The sequence below is a fragment of the Rhizobium sp. PEPV16 genome, assembly GCF_008919455.1.
GTDB lineage: Bacteria > Pseudomonadota > Alphaproteobacteria > Rhizobiales > Rhizobiaceae > Rhizobium > Rhizobium leguminosarum_Q.
The window spans coordinates 1-9638 of the sequence record NZ_VSZV01000172.1; the positions used below are offsets into that span (position 1 = coordinate 1).

General features: G+C 61.3%; 9 protein-coding genes and 1 tRNA gene. 4 read left to right on the forward strand and 6 right to left on the reverse strand.

The genetic code is table 11. The annotated features are described in order from the left end of the window. Window positions 1–11: 11 nt before the first annotated feature. The 3 genes from FY112_RS03950 to FY112_RS03960 all read right to left on the reverse strand — a co-directional run bounded on the left by FY112_RS03950 (window position 12) and on the right by FY112_RS03960 (window position 1015). Window positions 12–305, reverse strand: a complete 294-nt coding sequence (locus tag FY112_RS03950; RefSeq protein WP_017962715.1) for a GIY-YIG nuclease family protein — start codon at window positions 303–305, stop codon at window positions 12–14. Between the two features lie 101 nt (window positions 306–406). Next, window positions 407–482: transfer RNA gene (locus tag FY112_RS03955), tRNA-Ala, on the reverse strand. A 149-nt stretch (window positions 483–631) separates the two neighbouring features. Then, a complete protein-coding gene (locus tag FY112_RS03960) occupies window positions 632–1015 on the reverse strand; it encodes a TIGR02300 family protein (RefSeq protein ID WP_012759632.1) in 384 nt (127 codons plus the stop codon). Between the two features lie 275 nt (window positions 1016–1290). Here FY112_RS03960 and aroA point away from each other — a divergent pair, with 275 nt between their 5' ends. From aroA to rpsA, 3 genes are all read left to right on the forward strand, one after another. Next, on the forward strand, window positions 1291–2649 hold the full coding sequence (gene aroA, locus FY112_RS03965) for a 3-phosphoshikimate 1-carboxyvinyltransferase (RefSeq protein WP_151517755.1): 1359 nt from the start codon (window positions 1291–1293) through the stop codon (window positions 2647–2649). A 72-nt stretch (window positions 2650–2721) separates the two neighbouring features. Continuing rightward, window positions 2722–3369 (forward strand): (d)CMP kinase, encoded by a 648-nt coding sequence (cmk, locus tag FY112_RS03970; protein WP_151517756.1) that lies wholly within the window; start codon window positions 2722–2724, stop codon window positions 3367–3369. Between the two features lie 176 nt (window positions 3370–3545). Then, window positions 3546–5249 carry a 30S ribosomal protein S1 gene (gene rpsA, locus FY112_RS03975; protein ID WP_003544285.1) on the forward strand — a complete coding sequence of 568 codons (1704 nt, stop codon included), beginning with the start codon at window positions 3546–3548 and terminating at the stop codon, window positions 5247–5249. A 74-nt stretch (window positions 5250–5323) separates the two neighbouring features. Here rpsA and FY112_RS03980 read toward each other — a convergent pair whose 3' ends face one another. The 3 genes from FY112_RS03980 to FY112_RS03990 all read right to left on the reverse strand — a co-directional run bounded on the left by FY112_RS03980 (window position 5324) and on the right by FY112_RS03990 (window position 8749). Beyond that, window positions 5324–6895, reverse strand: coding sequence for a hypothetical protein (locus FY112_RS03980; protein WP_151517757.1), 1572 nt, complete (start codon window positions 6893–6895; stop codon window positions 5324–5326). Between the two features lie 230 nt (window positions 6896–7125). Then, a complete protein-coding gene (locus FY112_RS03985) occupies window positions 7126–7752 on the reverse strand; it encodes a ribonuclease D (RefSeq protein WP_151517758.1) in 627 nt (208 codons plus the stop codon). A 187-nt stretch (window positions 7753–7939) separates the two neighbouring features. Further along, window positions 7940–8749, reverse strand: a complete 810-nt coding sequence (locus FY112_RS03990) for a MerR family transcriptional regulator (protein WP_151517759.1) — start codon at window positions 8747–8749, stop codon at window positions 7940–7942. Between the two features lie 169 nt (window positions 8750–8918). Here FY112_RS03990 and FY112_RS03995 point away from each other — a divergent pair. Beyond that, window positions 8919–9638, forward strand: a 720-nt coding sequence (locus tag FY112_RS03995; protein WP_151517760.1) for an aminotransferase class III-fold pyridoxal phosphate-dependent enzyme, incomplete at its 3' end; no start/stop codon positions are given.

Consider the following 9638-nt stretch of genomic DNA (forward strand, 5'->3'; position numbering starts at 1 on the left):
GTAGGCGGCACTTAATCGGAATCAGTCTTCCAATTGGCGAGACGACCCGGGTCCGGATTCGGCTGGACCAATCTCTTGCTGGCAAAAGCCCTGCCGGAGTGCGATTTCAGATATGTTTCGAATTCAAGGGCCTTAAGCTTGTCGGGAAAGGCGCAGTACCAGAGCAAATTCCATGGTGCGAATTTGGCGGTGTGGGCGGATTTTCCGGCATTGTGGGCCGCAAATCGTTGTTTCAGATCTGCTGTAGACCCGGTGTATTCCTGATCGGGAAAATCGGCGCTGCGGAGAATATAGACGTACCACATCAGCGTTTCAGCCCGTCGTCGCCCTTCGGGCTATGCCGGGCACTGCTTCGGCCTAACGATTTCTCGCGGCTGTGCCACGCGAAGCCCGTAAGGGCGAAGCGTGGTGGAGCTAAGCGGGATCGAACCGCTGACCTCTTGCATGCCATGCAAGCGCTCTCCCAGCTGAGCTATAGCCCCATCAAGGTGGTCCGGCTCGGGGCCGGTCCTGGGATACTCCTCAGGGCGTGCCCTGCGGAGTGGCGGCTTATTACTTCCGGATTCCGGAGATAGCAAGCCTAAAAAATCTGGCCCGGAGAATTTTTTCCTCGCCGGGCCGAAATGCGGTCTCAGACTTCGTCGTCGTCGCCGGTCACGCCGATGATGTCGCTCATGTCGTCATCATCGTCATCTTCGTCGGGTGTGAGGAAGGTATCGTCGTCGTCGTCGCCTTCGATTTCGACATCGTCATCGCCGATATCGGGGATGTCGTCACCGCTGGCGGCGTCATCGGCATCTTCCAGCGAAACCAGTTCGACTTCGGTGTTTTCAGTATCGACTTCCGCGACCTCCTCTTCCTCGGCAACTTCGGCGATCGCCGAGGTTTCTTCGAAGAAGGACAGAGGGTAGGACTTGCCAGTATAAGGAGAGACGATCGGATCCCGGTTCAGATCATAAAACTTCTTGCCGGTTTCCGGATCGGTACGCTTGGTTCCAAGTTCCGCTTTCGCCACTATAAGCCTCGTGTGAATAGCCGAATATGAGATTCGGCAGATGCCGTTCAAGCCGGCGTTCCATCGGAATTTATAAGCCGGTCCCCTTAATCGCTGTGGCTTCCCATGTCAAAGCCAAACTTTGCGATCCGGGCGCCGGGTTTTTGGCAAGCCGACGGATGACCGCCCGGCGCGTTTATGTTAACGAGCCGCAACAGCTGCGGAAGCGGACGGGAATTGCGACCGGCCAAGCCTGTCTTGCGGCGAAAATAGACTGCGTTTGCAAAGGATTACGCATGCTGCACGGCTCTGCGCCAAAGCCCGCCACCGCCCGCAAATCCGCCGGTCTTGCGGGCAGCGTCCGTATTCCGGGCGACAAGTCGATCTCGCATCGTTCCTTCATGTTCGGCGGGCTTGCTTCCGGCGAAACGCGGATCACCGGCCTGCTCGAAGGCGAGGACGTGATCAATACCGGCCGGGCGATGCAGGCGATGGGCGCCCGAATTCGCAAGGATGGCGCGCAATGGGTGATCGACGGCACCGGCAACGGTGCACTGCTTGCGCCTGACGCGCCGCTCGACTTCGGCAATGCCGGCACCGGCGTGCGGCTGACCATGGGCCTCGTCGGCACCTACGATTTTCGCTCCACCTTCATCGGCGACGCCTCGCTTTCGAAACGGCCGATGGGCCGGGTGCTCAATCCGCTGCGCGAAATGGGCGTGCAGGTCAGCGCCTCCGAGGGCGACAGGCTGCCGGTGACGCTCAGAGGCCCGGGAACGCCGAGCCCGATCCGTTATCGCGTGCCGATGGCATCCGCCCAGGTGAAATCGGCCGTGCTGCTTGCCGGCCTCAATACGCCGGGTGTCACCACGGTCATCGAGCCGGTGATGACGCGCGACCATACCGAAAAGATGCTGCAGGGTTTTGGCGCCGCCGTTTCCGTTGAAACGGACAGCGAGGGTGTGCGCACGATCCGGCTCGAAGGCCGCGGCAAGCTCAAAGGCCAGGTGATCGACATTCCGGGCGATCCCTCCTCCACCGCCTTCCCGCTGGTTGCGGCGCTGCTTGTCCCCGGCTCCGACATCACCATCGTCAACGTGCTGATGAACCCGACCCGCACCGGGCTGATCCTGACGCTGCAGGAGATGGGGGCCAATATCGAGGTGGCGAATGCACGTCTTGCCGGCGGCGAGGACGTGGCGGACCTGCGCGTGCGCCATTCCGAACTCAAGGGCGTGACCGTTCCCGAAGATCGCGCGCCGTCGATGATCGATGAATATCCTATTCTCGCCGTCGCCGCCTGTTTCGCCGAGGGCGCGACTATCATGAAGGGGCTGGAGGAACTGCGGGTCAAGGAGTCCGACCGTCTTTCCGCCGTCGCCGACGGCCTGAAGCTGAATGGCGTCGACTGCGACGAAGGCGAGGATTTTCTCATCGTGCGCGGCCGGCCCGACGGCAAGGGCCTCGGTAACGCTGCCGACGGCCGGGTCAGCACACATCTCGACCATCGCATCGCCATGAGCTTCCTTGTCATGGGACTTGCCTCGGAGCATCCTGTGACGATCGACGACGCGGCGATGATCGCGACCAGTTTTCCGGAATTCATGCAGCTGATGACCGGCCTTGGAGCAAAGATCGAGGCGGTGGCGGAATGATCTACCGGCCGCCGCAATTCCGCGAAGCCAAACTCATTTGCCGTTTCGGCGCGCTGTCGCAGGATTGATCACATGACGAACGAGACCTTCACCATCGCCATCGATGGCCCGGCGGCAGCGGGCAAGGGCACGCTCTCGCGCCTCATCGCAGAGCGCTACGGATATCACCATCTTGATACCGGCCTGACCTATCGCGCCACAGCCAAAGCGCTGCTCGATGCCGGCCTGCCGCTCGACGACGAGGCGGTGGCGGAAAAGATCGCGCGAGAGGTTGAACTCGCTGGATTGGATCGCGATATACTTTCCAAACATGAGATCGGCGAAGCCGCATCGAAGATTGCCGTCATGCCGGCGGTGCGCCGGGCTCTGGTCGAAGCGCAACGGCGGTTTTCGGCGAAAGCCCCGGGAACCGTGCTCGACGGGCGCGATATCGGCACGGTCGTCTGCCCGAATGCGGCGGTGAAATTCTATGTAACGGCGTCGCCGGAAGTCCGCGCAAGACGCCGTTATGACGAGATCCTCGGCAAAGGCCTGACCGCGGATTTCGATGCGATCTTCGAGGACGTCAAGCGGCGCGACGAACGCGACATGGGACGGGCCGACAGCCCTTTGAAACCAGCTGATGATGCGCACTTGCTTGATACGTCGGAAATGAGTATAGAGGCCGCGTTTCAAGCTGCTCAATCGATCATCGATGCGGTCTTGAGCCGAAATGCCTAAATTCAAGCGATTTTGCGTGCTCTGAGCATGGATCGCTTCTAATACAGCAAGCCTGAAATTCCGTCCAAGCGCCGGATTGCCTTCGTAAGAGAAGGCGGACTGGGTTCAGGCCCGTTCAACGCAAACCAACCGGCGCGTACGTGTCCGCTTCCGTTTTAGGACACGCAGGAGATTTTATGTCAGTAGCTACCCCCTCCCGCGAGGATTTCGCGGCTCTTCTCGAAGAGTCCTTTGCCAAGAACGACCTGGCCGAAGGCTATGTCACCAAGGGCATCGTCACGGGCATCGAGAAGGACGTCGCCGTTGTCGACGTCGGTCTGAAGGTTGAAGGCCGCATCGCGCTCAAGGAATTCGGCGCGCGCGCCAAGGACGGCCTGTTGAAGGTCGGCGACGAAGTCGAAGTCTATGTCGAGCGCATCGAAAACGCGCTTGGCGAAGCCGTTCTGTCGCGCGAGAAGGCTCGCCGCGAAGAAAGCTGGGTCAAGCTCGAAGCCAAGTTCGAAGCTGGCGAGCGCGTCGAAGGCGTGATCTTCAACCAGGTCAAGGGCGGCTTCACGGTCGACCTCGACGGTGCGATCGCCTTCCTGCCGCGTTCTCAGGTCGATATTCGCCCGATCCGCGACGTGACCCCGCTGATGCACAACCCGCAGCCCTTCGAAATCCTCAAGATGGACAAGCGCCGCGGCAACATCGTGGTTTCGCGCCGTACGGTTCTGGAAGAATCCCGTGCCGAGCAGCGTTCTGAAATCGTTCAGAACCTCGAAGAAGGCCAGGTTGTCGACGGCGTCGTCAAGAACATCACCGATTACGGTGCGTTCGTTGACCTCGGCGGCATCGACGGCCTGCTGCACGTCACCGACATGGCATGGCGCCGTGTGAACCATCCGTCGGAAATCCTGAACATCGGCCAGCAGGTCAAGGTTCAGATCATCCGCATCAACCAGGAAACCCACCGTATCTCGCTCGGCATGAAGCAGCTCGAGTCCGATCCGTGGGATGGCATCCAGGCCAAGTATCCGGAAGGCAAGAAGATTTCCGGTACCGTTACGAATATCACCGACTACGGTGCATTCGTCGAGCTGGAGCCGGGCATCGAAGGCCTGATCCACATCTCGGAAATGTCCTGGACCAAGAAGAACGTTCACCCCGGCAAGATCCTGTCCACGAGCCAGGAAGTCGAAGTCGTCGTTCTCGAAGTCGATCCGTCCAAGCGCCGTATCTCGCTCGGCCTCAAGCAGACGCTGGAAAACCCGTGGGCAGCATTCGCCCGCAGCCATCCGGCCGGCACTGAAGTCGAAGGCGAAGTCAAGAACAAGACCGAATTCGGCCTGTTCATCGGCCTCGACGGCGATGTCGACGGCATGGTGCACCTCTCCGACCTCGACTGGAACCGTCCGGGCGAACAGGTCATCGAGGAGTTCAACAAGGGTGACGTCGTCAAGGCCGTCGTTCTGGACGTCGATGTCGAGAAGGAACGCATCTCGCTCGGCATCAAGCAGCTCGGCAAAGATGCAGTCGGCGACGCCGCTGCTTCTGGCGACCTGCGCAAGAATGCAGTCGTTTCCTGCGAAGTCATCGCGGTCAACGACGGCGGCGTCGAAGTGAAGCTCGTCAACCACGAGGACATCACTTCCTTCATCCGTCGCGCCGACCTCGCCCGCGATCGCGACGAGCAGCGCCCCGAGCGCTTCTCGGTCGGCCAGGTGTTCGACGCCCGCGTCACCAACTTCTCCAAGAAGGACCGCAAGATCATGCTGTCCATCAAGGCTCTGGAGATTGCGGAAGAGAAGGAAGCCGTTGCCCAGTTCGGTTCGTCCGACAGCGGCGCTTCGCTCGGCGACATCCTGGGCGCAGCCCTGAAGAACCGCGGCGGCGAATAAGCCTCACCGCCTTTGAATTGAAGAACCCGCCGGAGCGATCCGGCGGGTTCTTCATTTTCAGGCTTTAAAAAAAGCTATTCCCAGCCGACCATGCGCTGATAGAGGGCATAGACCGGATCGGCGGCCGCGCCTGCCGGCTGATGAGCCACTGGTTCGGAATCGATCATCCTCGGGGTCCTCCGCGCGGGTGCTGCGTCGGTCTCTTCGCCGTCGGGCTCGGCATCCTCGCCGCCGGACTGCGCCTGCTGCTCGTCCTGATTCTGATCCTGTGGGGCGCCGTCGCGATGGTGCTGGTGCTGGTGGTGGGTTTCGCCTGCCTTTTCGTTCGACAGGATATCCTTGGCGAACTGATAGGGCAGCTGGGTGTAGGCAAGTCCCTCCGGCATTCTTGCCGCCAGCGGCAGATCGGAAGCCTCGGCCGTCTCGGGAACCGGCATCATCTGCGGTTGCGCGGATATTTCTTTCGGTTGACGGGCTGCCGGCACGGTCTCGATATCCATCTGCGCCGGACGGAGCGCTGCGGACTGGCGAGGATCGGGTGCTGTGAATTCGGCCGGCTGCCTGGTCAAGGTCTCGGTCGCATCGCTGATGACGGCGTCGTCGAGGATCGTATCGATCTCCACTGCCGCCTCGACGGGAACATCCTCCAGCACGGTTTCGATGTCCTGCTCGCGGATGATGGTGGCGATCATCTCGGAGACTTCTTCGGTCATGGAGGCGACAATTCCTGCCCAGTTCCTGGGAATGACAGGATCAACCTTTTCCGACATCGTAGTGGTTTGGATGGCAGGCGGCTCCGGCGTTGCCTGCGTATCGTCGACCGCTGCGGCCTCCGTCGGCAGCGGTTGCCCGGCTTCGATCTCCTGCGACGCAGATTTTTCCGGGGCGACCTCCCTTGTGGTCGCCGAGGCGGACTGAGCCTGGTTTTCAGCCTTCGGCGCTTCCGGATCGGCAGCTTCCACGGCTTCGGCGATGATCGCTTCCTCGGTGGTCGCCAGAGCTGCGGCCTCGATCAGCGAATCGGCTGACGCGGGCGCCGTGTCTGCCGGCTGAGGCATGGCGGCAGGCAGGCTGTCCTCATGCAGCTGGATCTCAGGCAGCCGGATCTCAGGGCGAGCTTCGGCGCGCATCGGCGATGCATCGTTCTGGCCATAGGAGCGGACGACCGCGCGGGCGGCGAGATCGCGATCCTTGTAGCGAACGATTTCCAGATAGGCGACGATGCGGGCGGCTTCCGGGCCTGTCGGGTTTTTCAGAGCTTCGGCAATGGTCCGCAGCGGCAGACCGTGGCCTTGCGCGGTCAGCTGGCGCTCGACCTCGTCGATTCTCGCGGCCGGCAGCCGCCGGATCGCATCGGCAAGCCGGGAGGCGAAGGCAAGACTGCTCTCGTCATCTCCACGATCGAGCGAAATCGAGCGTCCTGCCGCATCGATGACATCGAAAAGGGCTTCGACCATGCGCTCGCGCGCCGCAAGGAGCAGAATATTGAGCTTGCCGGCAATGGCGGAATTGAGGTCTGCGGCTTCGACGGCGTTGACAGGCGCGGGGGCAATCGCCGAGTGGCCGAGACCACTGGCGACGATCGCCGCTGTCTGACCCTGGGACGAAAAGCTTGCATTGGACGCTGCACGAACGGGAGTCAACATGGCATGCTCCTTTCGTAAAGTGACGATGAAAGCAGGCTCTAGAAAAGGACCGCGCTCATCCGGTCCCCTTGCATCCCAGCAGATCCTCCTGTCCGCATGACGCAGTTCCGGCGTCATCGAATGCATAAAAATTAACAGGAATGTTAATAAACAGGCGTTAATGAATCGCTAACGGCCGCAGACAAGTCTGCCGCCTGGTTACTGGCAAACGCAGAATGAAAGCAATTCGCTCAGCTGTGGGCGAAGATATCGGCCTCTTCCCAGCCGAGCAGGTCGAGCTTGGCGCGGGTCGGCAGGAATTCGAAACAGGCCGTCGCATGATCGTAGCGGCCGTCGCGGATCAGCCGTTCCGTCAGCTTATCGCGCAACGCATGCAGATAAAGCACGTCGGAGGCGGCATATTCGAGCTGGGCCGGAGACAGCCTCTCGGCCGCCCAATCGGAAGATTGCTGCGCCTTGGAGACGTCGACGTCGAGCATCTCCTTGAGATTGTCCTTGAGGCCGTGGCGATCCGTATAGGTCCGGATCAGGCGCGAGGCGATCTTGGTGCAGAAAACCGGGGTCGCGGTGACGCCGAAGGTATGGAAGAGCACGGCAATATCGAAGCGGCCGTAATGGAAGATCTTCTGATGGGTGGGGTCTTCGAGCAGGGCGACAAGATTGGGCGCCTCTTTTTGACCGGCGGCGATGCGGATGATATCGGCGGTGCCGTCACCGGGCGAAAGCTGGACGACGCAGAGCCGATCGCGGCGCGGCACCAGGCCGAGCGTTTCGGTGTCGATCGCAATCGCGCCGGTGTAGCGGGCAATGTCGGCCGCGGAAATATCGCCTTCGTGATAACGTATGGTCGCTGCCATGAGACTGTCTTTCGTACGAATGCATCTCTTTGGGCTATAGCGCAAAGGCGCAGAGTGCGAAACCGCTTTGCTGCGGTAGAGCGCCATGCGTCCTCTGGACGCACAAAGGACGCTCTACCGTTTTTTAATCTCTGCATCGCGCTTTCCGGAAATCGATTTCGATATTTTCGGGCCGAGGCGCTGCGGTTCAGAATGTCGGCGGCGTATTGATCCAGAGAAGCACGGTTTCGCCATCGTGACGGTTGCACCAGGAATGGTCGCGGCGGCTTTCGAAATAGAGTGAATCGCCGGGGCCGAGATCGAAGAACTGATCGCCGTCGAGCACCAGTTCGAGCCGGCCGGACAGAACATGCATGAATTCCTCGCCCTCGTGGCGATAGGCGCCCTCGCTGGCAGCACCCGGCGCCAGCACGAAACGATGGCAGTCCATCATCCGGCGGCCTTCGGCGAGAAGCTGCACCGCGACACCCGGCGTCGTTTCCGGCCACCTGCGCCATTCGCCGGCGCGCACCAGCGCCGGCACCTCCCCGCTTTCCTCACCTGAGAGGCGCGAGACGGTGGTACCGTAATAGTCTGCCAGATCGTGCAGCGTCTTGAAGCTGACGCCCTGCGAGGTGCGCTCCAGCGTCGAGAGCGTCGACGAGGTGACGCCGATGTCGCCGGCCACCTGATCGAGCGTCTTACCGCTCGCGTGGCGCAGGCTGCGCAGCTTACGGCCAAGGCCGGTATCCTGGCTTGCCTCGGCGCCATCGGCGGAAGGTTCCTCGCTTTCCAACGCCTCGCGGATTGCCGCGGGATTGAGCCCGCGCTCGACACGATACCAGGAGATGCGCTTCAGCCGCGCCACATCGTCGGCGCTGTATTGCCGATGGCCGGTTTCCGAACGACCGGGAACCACCAGACCCTGGCTTTCCCAGAGGCGCAGCGTCGAGGCAGAAACGCCTGCCAGCCGCGCGGCTTCCGCCACCTTGTAGCGTACAGGCCCATTATCATTCATCCGAAACTGTCCCCGATTCCAATCGCCCCAGAACCTCCATCAAAAAGCGTGATGTTTGAAGCGAAAAATGCCTCTTGTTTTCTTGCAGGAAAAATGTAGGAGTTTTATACACATCTTGCAGAAATTATACAAGATAGCTTTCCACTCCCTCTCAACGCAGGAGCCATCGATGACCGCGACAAGCCTTACCGACCGGAAGAACGCCGCCATTTCCCGCGGCGTCGGCATGACCACTCAGATCTATGCGGATCGCGCAGAGAACGCGGAGATCTGGGACAAGGAAGGCCGCCGCTACATCGATTTCGCCGCCGGCATCGCCGTTCTCAATACCGGCCACCGCCATCCCCGGGTCATCGCAGCGGTCAAGGATCAGCTCGACCGCTTCACCCATACCTGCCATCAGGTGGTGCCCTACGAAAGCTACGTGCACCTTGCCGAACGGCTGAACGCTCTGCTGCCTGGTGATTTCGAGAAGAAGACGATCTTCGTCACGACCGGCGCCGAAGCGGTCGAGAACGCCGTCAAGATCGCGCGCGCCGCAACCGGCCGCTCGGCCGTCATCGCCTTTGGCGGCGGCTTCCACGGCCGCACCTTCATGGGCATGGCGCTGACCGGCAAAGTCGTGCCCTACAAGGTCGGCTTCGGCGCGATGCCGGGCGACGTGTTCCATATTCCCTTCCCGGTCGAGCTGCACGGCGTCACCGCCGATCAGTCGCTGGCGGCGCTGAAGAAGCTCTTTGCCGCCGATGTCGATCCGCAGCGCGTCGCGGCCATCATTATCGAGCCGGTACAGGGCGAAGGCGGCTTCTACTCCGCACCTGCCGCCTTCATGAAGGCGCTGCGCGAGCTCTGCGACCAGCACGGCATCCTGCTGATCGCCGACGAGGTG